The sequence below is a fragment of the Blastococcus sp. SYSU DS0541 genome, assembly GCF_054050875.1.
Map to the genome: position 1 here is coordinate 269,713 of NZ_JBJHAD010000001.1, position 12,682 is coordinate 282,394.

At 74.0% G+C, this 12,682-nt stretch carries 13 protein-coding genes and 1 tRNA gene; 4 read left to right on the top strand and 10 right to left on the bottom strand.

Annotated features, from left to right (window positions below; all coding sequences use genetic code 11):
• Window positions 1–56: 56 nt before the first annotated feature.
• Entirely contained in the window at window positions 57–812 is a 756-nt protein-coding gene (locus tag ACI794_RS01265; protein ID WP_456615513.1) for an ABC transporter permease, read from the bottom strand.
• Complete coding sequence (locus ACI794_RS01270) at window positions 809–1,750, bottom strand: ABC transporter ATP-binding protein (RefSeq protein WP_456615514.1); 942 nt, start codon at window positions 1,748–1,750, stop codon at window positions 809–811. Before ACI794_RS01270 ends, ACI794_RS01265 begins: the two co-directional genes overlap by 4 nt.
• Before the next feature lie 181 nt (window positions 1,751–1,931).
• Between ACI794_RS01270 and ACI794_RS01275 the strand changes: the two genes are divergently transcribed.
• Genes ACI794_RS01275 through ACI794_RS01285 form a run of 3 tightly spaced genes read left to right on the top strand, consistent with a single transcriptional unit; the run spans window position 1,932 to window position 5,154 of the window.
• Window positions 1,932–2,402 (top strand): universal stress protein, encoded by a 471-nt coding sequence (locus ACI794_RS01275; RefSeq protein WP_456615515.1) that lies wholly within the window; start codon window positions 1,932–1,934, stop codon window positions 2,400–2,402.
• A gap of 12 nt (window positions 2,403–2,414) precedes the next feature.
• Window positions 2,415–3,485, top strand: a complete 1,071-nt coding sequence (locus tag ACI794_RS01280; protein ID WP_456602123.1) for an adenylate/guanylate cyclase domain-containing protein — start codon at window positions 2,415–2,417, stop codon at window positions 3,483–3,485.
• Between the two features lie 31 nt (window positions 3,486–3,516).
• On the top strand, window positions 3,517–5,154 hold the full coding sequence (locus ACI794_RS01285; RefSeq protein WP_456615516.1) for an ABC-F family ATP-binding cassette domain-containing protein: 1,638 nt from the start codon (window positions 3,517–3,519) through the stop codon (window positions 5,152–5,154).
• A gap of 9 nt (window positions 5,155–5,163) precedes the next feature.
• On the opposite strand, the gene ACI794_RS01290 is transcribed toward ACI794_RS01285, so the two are convergent.
• Genes ACI794_RS01290 through ACI794_RS01305 form a run of 4 tightly spaced genes read right to left on the bottom strand, consistent with a single transcriptional unit; the run spans window position 5,164 to window position 8,707 of the window.
• A complete protein-coding gene (locus tag ACI794_RS01290; protein WP_456602125.1) occupies window positions 5,164–5,706 on the bottom strand; it encodes an N-acetyltransferase family protein in 543 nt (180 codons plus the stop codon).
• 1 nt (window position 5,707) lies between these two features.
• Window positions 5,708–6,832, bottom strand: coding sequence for an alpha/beta fold hydrolase (locus ACI794_RS01295; protein ID WP_456579186.1), 1,125 nt, complete (start codon window positions 6,830–6,832; stop codon window positions 5,708–5,710).
• A complete protein-coding gene (locus ACI794_RS01300) occupies window positions 6,753–7,208 on the bottom strand; it encodes a hypothetical protein (RefSeq protein WP_456602127.1) in 456 nt (151 codons plus the stop codon). The genes ACI794_RS01295 and ACI794_RS01300 overlap by 80 nt, the downstream gene beginning before the upstream one ends.
• The gene (locus ACI794_RS01305) at window positions 7,205–8,707 is read right to left on the bottom strand and encodes a long-chain-fatty-acid--CoA ligase (protein ID WP_456602128.1); all 1,503 of its coding nucleotides are present in this window, start codon (window positions 8,705–8,707) and stop codon (window positions 7,205–7,207) included. The genes ACI794_RS01300 and ACI794_RS01305 overlap by 4 nt, the downstream gene beginning before the upstream one ends.
• Window positions 8,708–8,828: 121 nt before the next feature.
• On the opposite strand from ACI794_RS01305, the gene ACI794_RS01310 reads away from it, so the two are divergent.
• Window positions 8,829–9,599, top strand: coding sequence for an SDR family NAD(P)-dependent oxidoreductase (locus tag ACI794_RS01310; RefSeq protein ID WP_456579183.1), 771 nt, complete (start codon window positions 8,829–8,831; stop codon window positions 9,597–9,599).
• A 281-nt stretch (window positions 9,600–9,880) separates the two neighbouring features.
• Here the strand turns inward: ACI794_RS01310 and ACI794_RS01315 are convergent, their stop codons facing one another.
• The 4 genes from ACI794_RS01315 to ACI794_RS01330 all read right to left on the bottom strand — a co-directional run bounded on the left by ACI794_RS01315 (window position 9,881) and on the right by ACI794_RS01330 (window position 12,673).
• Entirely contained in the window at window positions 9,881–10,015 is a 135-nt protein-coding gene (locus ACI794_RS01315) for a methionine/alanine import family NSS transporter small subunit (protein WP_456579182.1), read from the bottom strand.
• On the bottom strand, window positions 10,012–11,637 hold the full coding sequence (locus ACI794_RS01320) for a sodium-dependent transporter (RefSeq protein WP_456615517.1): 1,626 nt from the start codon (window positions 11,635–11,637) through the stop codon (window positions 10,012–10,014). The genes ACI794_RS01315 and ACI794_RS01320 overlap by 4 nt, the downstream gene beginning before the upstream one ends.
• Before the next feature lie 219 nt (window positions 11,638–11,856).
• Window positions 11,857–11,931, bottom strand: a tRNA-Arg gene (locus ACI794_RS01325).
• Window positions 11,932–12,001: 70 nt separating this feature from the next.
• Entirely contained in the window at window positions 12,002–12,673 is a 672-nt protein-coding gene (locus tag ACI794_RS01330; protein WP_456615518.1) for a DUF305 domain-containing protein, read from the bottom strand.
• Between the last annotated feature and the right edge of the window lie 9 nt (window positions 12,674–12,682).

Below are 12,682 nucleotides of genomic sequence, written 5' to 3' on the forward strand. Positions count from 1 at the left end.
CTGCCCGGCGCGTGCTCTCGACCGGGGCGGGGGCGTGGGACGAGCCCCCGGCCGTCTCAGGCGATGTCGCGGCGGACGGCCAGGAAGGTGCCCAGCAGGGCCGCCACGAGACCGTAACCGAGCAGCAGGAGACCGCCCTGCCACGCCTCCAGGAGGTCGGGGCCCTGGAAGGTCGCGGTGAGCGCCTCCAACGCACCTCCCGGCATCCACTTGTACGCCCCCGAGGTGGCCGGGATCGACCGGATGATCGGCTCGATGACGAACAGGTAGACCAGCCCGCCGACGATCGCCCCGACCTGGTTGCGCAGCAGAGCACCGAGCCCCACGCCGATGACCGCGTAGATGATCAGCGCCAGCCCGGAGCTGCCCAGCGTGCCGAGGTTGTCCGCGTCCAGCGCCGGCGCCGCGCCGCGCGCCCCGGCGTGGATCGCGACGGTCGCGTAGTTGACGACCAGCACGACCAGCGCGAACAGCGTCGCCGCCAGCGCGTAGGCCAGCAGCTTGGCGATCACGACGCGGCCGCGGCGCGGGGTGGTCAGGAACGTCGGCGTCGCCGTCCGGTGCCGGTACTCCTGGGTCATCCCGATGATGCCGACGATGAGGAAGAGGACGTTGACGTTCACGGCGTTCGCCATCGCCAGCTCTTCGTAGATCGGCGTGCCCACGGCCGGGATGCCCGACTCGGGGTTGCCGGCGAAGGAGGTGAGCAGGACGGCGAAGCCGATCACCATGACGCAGGCGCCCAGCAGCAGGCCCAGCCACACCCTGGTCGTGAACAGCTTGGTCCACTCGGCGCGGATCAGGTGGGTCATCGCGAGAGCTCCGGGGTCGTCGCGCCGGCGGCGTACTGCTCCTGGCCGGCGGTGAGCTGGAAGTAGATCTCCTCCAGGCCGCTGGTGCGCGAGCGCAGCTCGTGCAGCTCCACCCCGGCGGTGAAGGCGCGGGCGCCGACCTCGGCGGTGGTGCGGCCGGTGACGGTCAGGAAGTCGCCGTCGAGCGTGACGGACGTGCCGTCGGCGCGCAGCGAGTCGGCCAGCCGGGTCGCCTCGGGACTGCGCACCAGCACCGAGCCGGCGCCGTCGGCCCCGGCGCGCAGCTGCGCCATCGAGCCCTCGCGGACCAGCCGGCCGGCGCCGACGATGACGACGCGGTCGACGGTCTGCTCCACCTCCGAGAGCAGGTGGCTGGAGACCAGCACCGTGCGGCCCTGGTCGTGGGCGAGGTGGCGGAGGAAGCCTCGCAGCCACTGGATGCCCTCGGGGTCCAGGCCGTTGGCCGGCTCGTCGAGCACCAGCACGGAGGGATCGCCGAGCAGCGCCGTGGCCAGCCCGAGCCGCTGGCGCATCCCGAGGGAGTAGCCGCCGGCGCGCCGTCCCCCGGCGTCGGCCAGCCCGACCTGGGCCAGCACCGCGTCGGCGCGCTCGACCGGCAGCCCGGCCGCGCGGCAGTAGACGCGCAGGTGGTTGCGGCCGGACCGGGCCGGGTGGAAGGCGGTCTCCAGGACCGCGCCGACGGTGCGGACCGGCTCCCGCAGCGCCGTGTACGGGGTGCCGTCGAACGTGGCGGTGCCCGCGTCGGGGCGGACCAGCCCGAGCAGCATGCGCAGCGTGGTGGTCTTGCCCGCGCCGTTGGGGCCGAGGAACCCGGTGACCGTGCCCGGCTCGACGGTGAAGCCCAGGTCGCTCACCGCCCGGACGGAGCCGAAGGACTTGGTGAGCCCCCGGACCTCGACCCGCACGGGGTCGGTCACGGGGGAGTGGGGGGTGGCGATGTCGCGCCTCCGATCTGGTGGCCCGTGTCCCGCCCATCCAAGCGCACCGGCACGACGTTCCGGCACCCCGCGGGCACGTTTTCCACCGCTCCGTTGCCCGCGCGCCCGGTGTGCGTGACCCCGGGCACACGGCCGCGCGCCGTCCCTTAGAGTGCGCGCCGTGAGCGAGCCCGCGAACGCCTACACCACGGTCGTCGTCGGAACCGACGGGTCGGAGTCCTCGCTGCGCGCGGTCGCCCGGGCCGGGGCACTGGCCGGCGCCTGCGGCGCGACGCTGGTGGTCGCCTGCGCCTACCTCCCCACGGAGACCGACGACCGGGAGCTCGCCCGGGCGCAGGACGTGCTGGGGGACGAGGCCTACCAGGTGGTCGGGTCCCACCCCGCCGAGGAGACCGTGCGCACCGCCGCCGAGCGCGCACTGGCATCCGGCGCCCGCGACGTGCGCACCGTGGCGGTGATGGGATCACCGGTCGAGACGCTGCTGGAGGTCGTCCGCCGGGAGAAGGCGGACCTGCTCGTCGTCGGCAACCGGGGCCTCAACAGCATCAAGGGCCGGCTGCTGGGCTCGGTCCCGGCCGACGCCACCCGCCGGTCGGGGTGCGACGTGCTGGTCGTCCACACCACGGACTGAGGTCCGAGGCGCATGGACGACGCCGGGGCGGGTCCTGAGCCGGGCGCCCGCGAGGCGCTGGAGCGGCTGCTGCTCGGCGGCCCCCGGCGCTACACCCGCCTGGACGTCGGCCGGATGGCCGGCATGCCACCGGAGCGGACGCAGCGGCTGTGGCGGGCGCTCGGCTTCCCCGACGCCGCCGACGACGACCCCGCTTTCACCGACGCCGACATCGCCGCGCTGGGCGTCCTCTCGACCCTGATCGACTCCGGCTTCGTCGACACGGAGAGCGAGGCCTCCATCGCCCGGGCGATGGGGCAGTCGCTCTCCCGGTTGGCCGACTGGCAGACCGACATGCTGGCCGACGCGCTGCTGCGCGGGGCGCGGGCCGACGAGGACCCGGCCGCGACCACGGAGCGGGCGGTGGCCGCCGCCCAGGCGCTCCTGCCCCGGCTGCGCGAGGTGCAGGACTACGTCTGGCGCCGGCACCTGGTGGCCAACGTCGACCGCCTGCTGGCCGCGACCGGGCCCGGCGACCGCCGGGAGCTGGCGGTGGGCTTCGCCGACCTCGTCGGCTACACCTCGCGCAGCCGGGGCATGGGTGGCCGCGAGCTCGGCGCGATGGTCGAGGACTTCGAGAGCACCGCCGCCGAGGTGATCGCCCGGCACCACGGCCGGGTGGTGAAGACCGTCGGCGACGGCGTCCTCTTCACCGCGTGGTCGGCGACGGACGCCGCGGACATCGGCCTGGAGCTCCCCGACGCCTGGGCGGCCGACGACCGCCCGCCCCTGCGGGTCGGCGCCGCCTACGGCGCGGTCCTCACCCGGCTCGGCGACGTCTACTCGCCGGTGGTCAACCTCGCCAGCCGGCTGACGTCGCTGGCCCGACCGGGCGCCCTGCTGGTCGACCGGGACCTCGCCGACCGGTTGCGCGCGGTGGGCGACTACCGGGTCCGGCCGCTGCGGCGGGTGTCGGTGCGCGGCTACGACCACCTGCAGCCGTGGCTCGTGCGGCGGGCGAGGGTGGTCGCGGAGGACGCCGGCAGCGGCTACGGGGAGGACGCCTTCGACGTCGACGACGACCCGTCGGCGAGCCGGGACTGAGCGCCTCGCGGGCGCTTGGCAGGCTGCAGGGGTGAGCGCCACCCTCGTCGCCCGCGGACTGGCAGCCGGTCACGGCGCCCGCGTGCTCTTCGCCGACCTCGATCTCGTCGTCGCCCCGGGCGACGTCGTCGGCCTGGTCGGGGTGAACGGCGCCGGCAAGTCGACCCTGCTGCGCACGCTGGCCGGGGAGCTCCCTGCCGAGTCCGGGAGCATCTCCCTCAGCCCGCCGACGGCGACGCTCGGCTACCTGCCGCAGGAGCACGAGCGCCGCCCGGGGGAGACGGTCCTCGCCGCGCTGGCGCGCCGCACCGGTGTCGCCTCGGCGCAGGCGGAGCTCGACGCCGCCACCGAGGCGCTCGTGGCGGGGCAGGCCGGCGCCGACGACGCGTACGGCGACGCCCTGGAGCGCTGGCTGGCCCTGGGTGGGGCCGACCTCGACGAGCGGGCCGCCGAGGTCGTCGCCGAGGTGGCGCCGGGGGTCGCGCTCCACGCGCCGACCACCGGGTTGTCCGGTGGCCAGGCCGCCCGCGTCGGGCTGGCCGCGCTGCTGCTGAGCCGCTACGACGTCCTGCTCCTCGACGAGCCGACCAACGACCTCGACCTCGCCGGCCTGGACCAGCTGGAGCGGTTCGTCGCCGGCTCCCGGTCCGGCGTGGTCGTGGTCAGCCACGACCGCGAGTTCCTCGCCCGCACGGCCACCCGGATCGTCGAGCTGGACCTGGCCCAGCAGCTCGTGCGGGTGCACGACGGCGGTTACGAGGCCTACCTGGTGGAGCGCGAGATCGCCCGGCGGCACGCGCGCGAGGAGTTCGAGGAGTTCGCCGACACGAAGGCCGGGCTCGAGGCGCGCGCGCGGATGCAGCGCAACTGGATGGCCAAGGGCGTCCGCGACGCGGTCAAGAAGTCGAAGGACCCCGACAAGCACATCAAGAACTTCAACCGGGCGTCGGCAGAGAAGCAGGCCGCGAAGGCGAAGCAGACGGAGCGGCTGATCGAGCGGCTCGACGTGGTCGAGGAGCCGCGCAAGGAGTGGGAGCTCCGCATGGAGATCGCCGCCGCCCCCCGCGCGGGGGCCGTCGTGGCGACCCTGCGCGGTGCGGTCGTGCGGAGGGGTCCCTTCACCCTCGGGCCGGTGGACCTCCAGGTGGACTGGGGTGACCGCATCGCCATCACCGGCGCCAACGGCTCCGGCAAGTCGACGCTGCTGGCGGCGCTCCTCGGCCGCCTGCCGCTGGACGAGGGTGCGGCGTCGCTGGGGCCGTCGGTCCGCATCGGCGAGATCGACCAGGCCCGCGGGCGGTTCCTCGGCACCGAGCAGTTGCTGGACGCCTTCGGCGCGGAGGTGCCCGACTGGCCGACGGCGGAGGTGCGCACGTTGCTGGCCAAGTTCGGGCTCACCGCCGACCACGTCACGCGCCCCGCGGTCACCCTCTCGCCGGGGGAGCGGACGCGCGCGGCGCTGGCGCTGCTGCAGGCGCGTGGGATCAACGTCCTCGTGCTCGACGAGCCGACCAACCACCTGGACCTGCCGGCGATCGAGCAGCTGGAGCAGGCGCTCGCCGGCTACTCCGGCACCCTGCTGCTGGTCACCCACGACCGGCGGATGCTCGCCGCCGTCGCCACCGACCGGCTGCTCGAGGTCGACGGCGGACGCGTCACCGAGCGCTGACCCGGGGCCTCAGCCGGCCGGCGCCCCCAGCTCGTCGGCGATGCCGACGGTGTCCATGCCCGACCAGGTGTCGGAGACGTGGTGGGCCAGCACCATGAGGTCGCGCAGCTCGCCGTCGCGGTCGCGGATGTGGTCGCGCAGGAGCGCCTCCCCGGAGAAGCCGAGGTCGCTGAAGAGCGCCAGCGCCGACCCCTGCTCGGCGACGACCTCCACGACCAGCTTGGACAGCCCGGAGGAGACCGCGCCGACCAGCGCCTGCCGGGCCAGCGCACGCCCGAGCCCGCTGCCGCGGCGGGACGGCGCGACGACCAGGCGCACCTCACCCACGTGGTCCGACCAGCCCGGGAGCGGCCGGACGGCGACGTAGCCGGTCACGTCGTCGCCCTCGACCGCCACCCAGCGACCGCCCGACGACTCGCCGCTGGCCCAGGAGCGCACCGTCTCGGGGTCGGTGACCTCCTCCTTGATGAACGTCAGGTCACCGGCGGGCAGGTCGCCGAAGAAGCGGAGCAGCGCATCGCAGCGCTCCGGTCCCAGTTCCACCACCGTCACGTCAGGCCTCCCGGCTGGTCTCGTCGGCGTCGAGCGCGTCGCTGCGCCGGCGGACGAAGTCGATGATCGTGGGCACCGTCGTCTTCGCCGCGGTGCGCCCCACCACGAGCCCCATGTGGCCGGCGTCGAGGCACAGCTCGTGCTTGTCGGGGGACCCGACCAGGTCGATCAGCGGCGCCGTCGCGTCCGGCGGCACGATGTGGTCGCGGTTGGCGCGCACGGTCAGGAACGGCACCTGGATGTCGGAGAGGTGAACCGGGTCCCCGCCCACGGAGAGCCGGTCGTTGACCATGCCGTTGGCCCGCACGAGCATCTCCGCCGTCTGCCGTGCCGCGACGCCGGGGAAGGGCACGTGGTCGTCCGACCAGCCGGTCATGGCCTGGTAGGACGCGACGTACTCGTCGTTCCAGAGCCGCTCCCAGAGGGTGACGTACCGGGTGACCTCCGCCGTGGGGGTCAGCGCGCGGAAGCCCTGGACGACGACCGAGGGCGGGACGTTGCCGTCCGGACCGAGGACCGAGCCGACGTCCATGCCCCCGACGGCGAAGATGTCGGCGAGCGGGCCCATGTGCCGGAAGTCCACGGGCGTGGCCAGCACGGTGAGGCTGCGCAGCGGCGCGTCGGGGTGGTGCGCGGCGTAGAGCAGCGCGAGGTTCCCGCCGAAGCAGTAGCCGAACAGGTTGACCTCGTCGGCGCCGGAGAGCTCCAGGACCCGGTCGACCCCGGCGGGGATGTAGTCGTCGGCGTAGTCCTCGAGCCCGTTGCCCGCATCGCGCTCGTCGGGCTCGCCCCAATCGAGCATGTAGACGTCGAAGCCGGCCTCGAGCAGTTGCTCCACGAAGCTGTTGCCCGGCGTCAGGTCGAGGATGTAGCTCTTGCTCACGAGGCTGAAGACGATGAGCAGCGGCGGGCCGTAGCGGACGCCCCCGTAGGTGTCGGGGTCGTTGCGGTAGTGCCAGAGCTGGGTGCGGCCGCGCTGCCAGACGACGTCCTTGGGGGTCTGCCCGACGCCGGGCCGGTCGACGCCGGCGACGAGCTTGATGCCGTTACGGGCGCGCAGGGTGTTGCGCTCGACGTCGCGCCGGACGCGGTCGAGCACCGTCTGCGGGCTGGGCACCGTCGGCATCGCTGTCCTCCGTGGTCGGGGCGGTGGTCGGTCGAGGGCGGTCCGGGCGGGACGCGGAGCTGCGTCGCCGTTCCTTCTCCAGCTGGATGGTCAGCCGGCGCACCTCGCGGTCGAGCGAGCCGATCTGCGCGCGCAGGCGGCTGACGTCGCTGCCGGCGGGCAGGTTGAGCAGGTGCCAGGCGCGGGCGCTGAGCCCCTGCGCCGAGCTGCCCGCCACGGTCTGCGCGCGCCGCAGCAGAGCGGTGGCCAGCGCGAAGTACTCGCTGCGCACCACGTCCTCGGCGCGGGGCGCGATCGCCCGCTCGGCGGCGTCGAAGGCCTGCCGCCACAGCGGCGGCGACGGCGGTGCCTTGCGGGGCGCGGGGGGCTGGCTCATCGGGCCCCCACCTCCTGCGGGATCTCCACGGCGCGGCGCAGTATCTTCCCGGTCGGGCCCTTCGGCAGGCTGTCCACCAGCCAGAGGTGGCGGGGGTACTTGTAGGCGGCCACCCGCGCCTTGACGAACTCGCGCAGCTCCTCGACCTCGGCGGTCATGCCGGGCTTGAGGGCGACCGCCGCGGCCACCTCCTCGCCGAGGTCGGGGTGCGCGACCCCCACGACAGCGGCCTCGGCCACCGCCGGGTGCTCGTACAGCGCCTCCTCGATCTCCCGCGGGTAGACGTTGTAGCCGCCGCGGATGATCATCTCCTTCTTGCGGTCGACGATGAAGAAGTAGCCGTCCTCGTCGGTGCGGGCGAGATCGCCGGTGCGGAACCAGCCGTCGGGGATCGCCTTCGCCGTCTCCTCCGGCCGCTCCCAGTAACCGCGCATCACGTTCTCGCCGCGGATGGCGATCTCGCCGACCTCGCCGCCGCCCACCTCGTTGCCGTCGTCGTCGACCAGGCGCATCTCCACACCGCGGATCGGGGTCCCGATCGAGCCGGGCTTGCGCTCCGCGTGCGGGTGGTTGAACGAGGCGACCGGCGAGGTCTCCGACAGGCCGTAGCCCTCGAGGATCATGCAACCGAAGCGCTCCTCGAAGGAGCGCATGATCTCGACCGGCATCGCCGAGCCGCCGGAGACGCACAGCCGGAGGCTCGAGAGGTCGTGCCGGTCGGCGTCGGGCTGGTGCAGCATCGCGGCGAACATCGTCGGGACGCCTTCGAAGATGGTGACGCGGTCTCGCTCGATCACCTCCAGCGCCTTCGCGCCGTCGAACCGGGGGACGAGCGTGAGCAGGGAGCCCCGCACGACGGCGGTGTTGAGGCCGCAGGTCAGACCGAAGACGTGGAACAGCGGCAGGCAGCCCATGATCACGTCGTCGGCGGTGTTCTCGGCGAGCGTCTCGGCGGTGGTGAGCGCGTTGCGGCCCATGTTCGCGTGGGTCAGCTCGGCGCCCTTGGGCTGCCCGGTCGTCCCCGAGGTGTAGAGGACGACGGCCAGGTCGTCGTCGGACCGCTCCACCGCCGCGCCGAGCGGCTCGGCGGTCATGAGCTCGTCGGGGGAGGCGGGCCCCACCACGACGGCCTCGGCGCCGACCACGTCCGCCGCCTCGCGCACCGGCCCGGCCGTGCTCTCCAGCGTGACGACGACCCGCGCGCCGGAGTCCTCGAGGAAGTACTGCACCTCCCGCGCCTTGAGCAGCGGGTTCATCGGCACGACGGCGGCACCGGCGAGCAGGGCCCCGTAGAAGACGACCGGGAACGAGAGGACGTTGGGCAGCACCAGCCCGACGCGGTCGCCCGGCCGCACGCCGCGGGCCTGCAGCGAGGCGGCGACGCGGAGCGCGGCGTCGCGGAACCCGCCGTAGGTGAGCTCGGCGTCATCCATCCGCAGCGCGGGACGGTCGGCGCCCTCGTCGGCGGAGTCGAGCAGGTTCTGCGCGAGGTTGGTCACGGTCGTCCCCCTGGTCCCCGTTGGCTGGACCCGGGGCCCCTACCCGGCTCGATCGGTGATCTACCGCACAGGGCCGATACGGTGGCCCGACAGCCCGCCGAACCCGAGGAGAACCCCGCTCATGCCCGACCGCTCGATCCTCGACCTGTTCCGCCTCGACGACCGCGTCGCCATCGTCACCGGGGCCTCCTCCGGCCTGGGGGCCGTCTTCGCCCGCACCCTGGCCGAGGCCGGCTGCGACGTCGTCCTGGGTGCCCGCCGGGTCGACCGCCTGGCCGAGACCCAGCGTGCGGTGGAGGAGGCCGGGCGGCGGGCGATCAGCGTGGCCACCGACGTCTCCCGGCCCGAGGACTGCCAGGCGCTCGTCGACGCCGCCATGGCCGAGTTCGGCAAGGTCGACGTCCTGGTCAACAACGCCGGGGTCGGCACCGCCGCGCCGGCCACCCGGGAGACGCCCGAGCAGTTCCGGCAGGTCATCGACGTCAACCTCAACGGCTGCTACTGGATGGCGCAGGCCTGCGGCCGGGTCATGCAGCCGGGCAGCTCGATCGTGAACATCTCCAGCGTGCTCGGGCTGACGACGGCCGGCCTGCCGCAGGCCGCCTACGCCGCCAGCAAGGCGGGGCTGATCGGGCTGACCCGCGACCTCGCCCAGCAGTGGACCGGGCGCAAGGGGATCCGGGTCAACGCCCTGGCGCCCGGCTTCTTCACCTCCGAGATGACCGACCAGTACCCCGAGGGCTACCTGGAGTCGCAGCTGTCCCGGGTCCTCGTGGGGCGGAAGGGCGAGCCGGAGGAGCTCGCCGCCGCCCTGGTCTTCCTGGTCAGCGACGCGGGCGGCTACGTCACCGGCACGACCATCCCCGTCGAGGGCGGGATGCTCACCAGCTGAGCGAACCGTCGATGGTGGCGCGGTCGGTCCGTGCGATGCGCATCCGCACCCGGCCGGCCTCGTCCGGGACCGGCCGCGCCCCATCGCGCGGCGGGTGCCGTCGACGGGGCCGGCGGCTGCCGCCTGCCGCCGCCGTGGGGGTGGACCAGGATGCCGTCCACCGGGTCGGGGGCGGCGTCGTGATCAGTTCGGAGGCCACGAGCGATGGCCTGCCCCCGGACGGCCCGCCGGGGTGGCCGTGACGCTGGGCGTCCGGCCCCCTCGTTCCGTGGGCAACGGGGTCAGAGGTCCCGGCGCAGGTTCTCGCCGCGGTCCTCAACCGCGCCGTGGCGCATCAGGCTGGCGACGGCCAGCGCGAGGCCGCCCCAGATGACGAGCATCGCCACCACCATCATCGCGATCGCCTCGGCGCTCATCGCCGGCCTCCCTCGTCGTTCCCGGTGACCGGACGGCCTCCGGGGGTCGGTCCCGCGGCAGCGGGGGCGTGCAGCGGCGCCGTCGGATCGGAGCCGGGTGGCGGCCCGTCCAGGTGGGTGCCGGCACGCCACGGCAGCCGGGCGATCAGGAACCCGGCGACGGGCAGCGCCACCACCAGCAGCCAGCCCAGCGACACCAGCAGCCAGGTGGGGTAGTCCCCGTAGGGCGCGTCCAGGTCGTCCCGCAACGCGAGGACGAGCACGATCGCCAGACCCGCCGGGGCGACGACGCTCGTCAGCAGCCGCCAGGCCGTGCCGAGCCTCGGCCGGCCGTGGACGTTGAGGTGGTCGGCGAGCCGGGGCAGGGCCCGGAGCCCCCACGCGACGACCAGCATGCTCAGCAGGGCCACGACGAGGATGCCGTACTGGTTGACGAAGTGGTCGACCACGTCGAGGACGTAGATGCCGCTGGTCGTGCTGAAGAGGACCAGGCTCAGCACCGCGGTCGGCACGACGACCGCGAGGGTCGCGGTGAGCCGGCCGGTGTCCAGCTTGTCGCGGACCGCGGAGATCACCACCTCGATCACGCTGATCAGCGAGGTGATCCCGGCGATCACCAGCGACCCGAAGAACAGGACGCCGAGGAGCGTGCCCCCCGGGGCCTGGCTGATGATCGTCGGGAAGGCGATGAAAGCCAGGCCGATCCCGTCGCTGGCGACCTCGTCGACGGCGACCCCGCCGGCCTGGGCCATGAAGCCGAGAGCGGCGAAGACGCCGATGCCGGCGAGCAGTTCGAAGCTGGAGTTCGAGAAGCCGACGACGAGGCCGGAGCCGGTCATGTCCTCGCGGCGGCTCACGTACGAGGCGTAGGTGATCATGATGCCGAAGCCGATCGACAGCGAGAAGAAGATCTGGCCGAACGCGGCGGCCCAGACCGAGGGCACGGCGAGGGCCGACCAGTCGGGTGTGAACAGCGCGTCGAGGCCGGCACCCGCTCCCGGCAGCAGCAGCGCCTGCACCACCAGTGCGGCGAAGGCGAGCACGAGCACCGGGATGAAGACCAGCGAGACCACGCCGATCCCGCGCTGCACGCCGAGCGCCATGACCGCCAGGACGGCCAGCCAGACGACCGCGAGCGGCACGAGCACCCCGGGCACCACGTCCGCGGTGACCTCGACGTCACCGGCCTGCAGGTACTCGCCGAAGAAGAAGCCCTCGGGGTCGGCGCCCCAGGCCTGGTCGAACGAGAAGAAGGTGTAGCTCAGCGCCCAGGCGAGCACCGCCGCGTAGTAGACGGCGATGACGAAGCAGATGGCCACCTGCCACCAGCCGAGCCCCTCGACCCCGCGGCGCAGCCGGGCGAAGGAGAGGGGTGCCGAGCCGCGGTGGCGGTGGCCGATCGCGTAGTCCAGCAGGAGGAAGGGGATGCCGGCGGTCAGCAGCGCGACCAGGTAGGGCACCACGAAGGCGCCGCCGCCGTTCTCGTACGCGACGTAGGGGAACCGCCAGATGTTGCCGAGGCCGACCGCCGAGCCGATGGCCGCCAGGATGAAGACGCGGCGGGAGCTGAAGCCGCCCCGCCGGCTCTCCGCGTGGGCCTGCGCGCCCTCTGCCGTGCTCATCCGACCTCCCGCGCCGTGGTCCGCCGGCCCCGCGAGCACCCCGAGCACCGGACCGCGACGGGCCGTCGATGGAAACGTGCCAGAACTCGCGCCATGTCGCACGCCCGGCGGGCACGCTGCGTCCCCCGGATGCGCGACAGGCCCGTCGGCACCCGGTGAGGGGCCGCGGGGCCTGGCATGAGCCGGGGGCCCGCAGGGGGACCGGGACTCGGCTCGTGGTGGTGCCCCCGGCAGGATTCGAACCTGCGCACCCGCCTCCGGAGGGCGGTGCTCTATCCCCTGAGCTACGGGGGCTCGGTGGTGGGGCAGGGAAGAAACTACCAGCCCCCCGCCGCGGCCCGGGATGCGGCTCCCGGGCCGCGGGTCACGGCTCCGGGAGGGGGGTCCCGCCCCGGGCGGCGAGCATCGCGGTCATCGTCTCGACCTCCGCGCCCTGCGACCGCACCATCGACCGCGCGAGGTCCCGCACGGCCTGCACCTCGGCGTTCTCGGCCGCGTAGGCGGCCATGTCGAAGCCGCCCTGGTGGTGCCGGATCATCAGCCGGAGGAACTCCACGTCGAAGGCGGTGCCCGAGAGGCTCCGCAGCTCCGCGAGCTCGTCGTCGGTGGCCATACCGGGCATCAGCGCGCCCGCGGCCATCTCCGTGCCGGCCATGTCGTGCCCGGCGTGGGCGTCCGCCCCGGCCATCCAGGCCATGGTCTCGCCGCCCGAGACGGGGATGTCCCAGAGCGCCAGCCAGCCCTGCATGCGCCCGGCCTGGTTGGTCTGGGTGGCGGAGATGTCGAACGCCAACTGCTCGACCTCCGGGTCGTCGCTGCGCTCGGCGACCAGGTTGGCCATCTCGACGCCCTGCAGGTGGTGGCGGGACATGTCCCGGGCGAAGCCGGCGTCGACGGAGTCGGCCGTGGGCTGGGCGTCCCGGCCGATGCCCAGCGCGACGGCCAGCCCCCCGCCGAGGAGGAGCAGCCCGACGCCGATGACCGCGAGCAGGGCGGTGCGTAGCGTGCTGTGCCGGGACGCACTGCCTGCGGTCACGAGGTCACC

Bases quoted from the DNA above. Each gene is read 5' to 3' on its own strand.
- ACI794_RS01265 (WP_456615513.1), bottom strand. From the start codon at position 812: ATGACCCACCTGATCCGCGCCGAGTGGACCAAGCTGTTCACGACCAGG.
- ACI794_RS01280 (WP_456602123.1), top strand. From the start codon at position 2,415: ATGGACGACGCCGGGGCGGGTCCTGAGCCGGGCGCCCGCGAGGCGCTG.
- ACI794_RS01295 (WP_456579186.1), bottom strand. From the start codon at position 6,832: ATGCCGACGGTGCCCAGCCCGCAGACGGTGCTCGACCGCGTCCGGCGC.
- ACI794_RS01300 (WP_456602127.1), bottom strand. From the start codon at position 7,208: ATGAGCCAGCCCCCCGCGCCCCGCAAGGCACCGCCGTCGCCGCCGCTG.
- ACI794_RS01310 (WP_456579183.1), top strand. From the start codon at position 8,829: ATGCCCGACCGCTCGATCCTCGACCTGTTCCGCCTCGACGACCGCGTC.
- ACI794_RS01315 (WP_456579182.1), bottom strand. From the start codon at position 10,015: ATGAGCGCCGAGGCGATCGCGATGATGGTGGTGGCGATGCTCGTCATC.
- ACI794_RS01320 (WP_456615517.1), bottom strand. From the start codon at position 11,637: ATGAGCACGGCAGAGGGCGCGCAGGCCCACGCGGAGAGCCGGCGGGGC.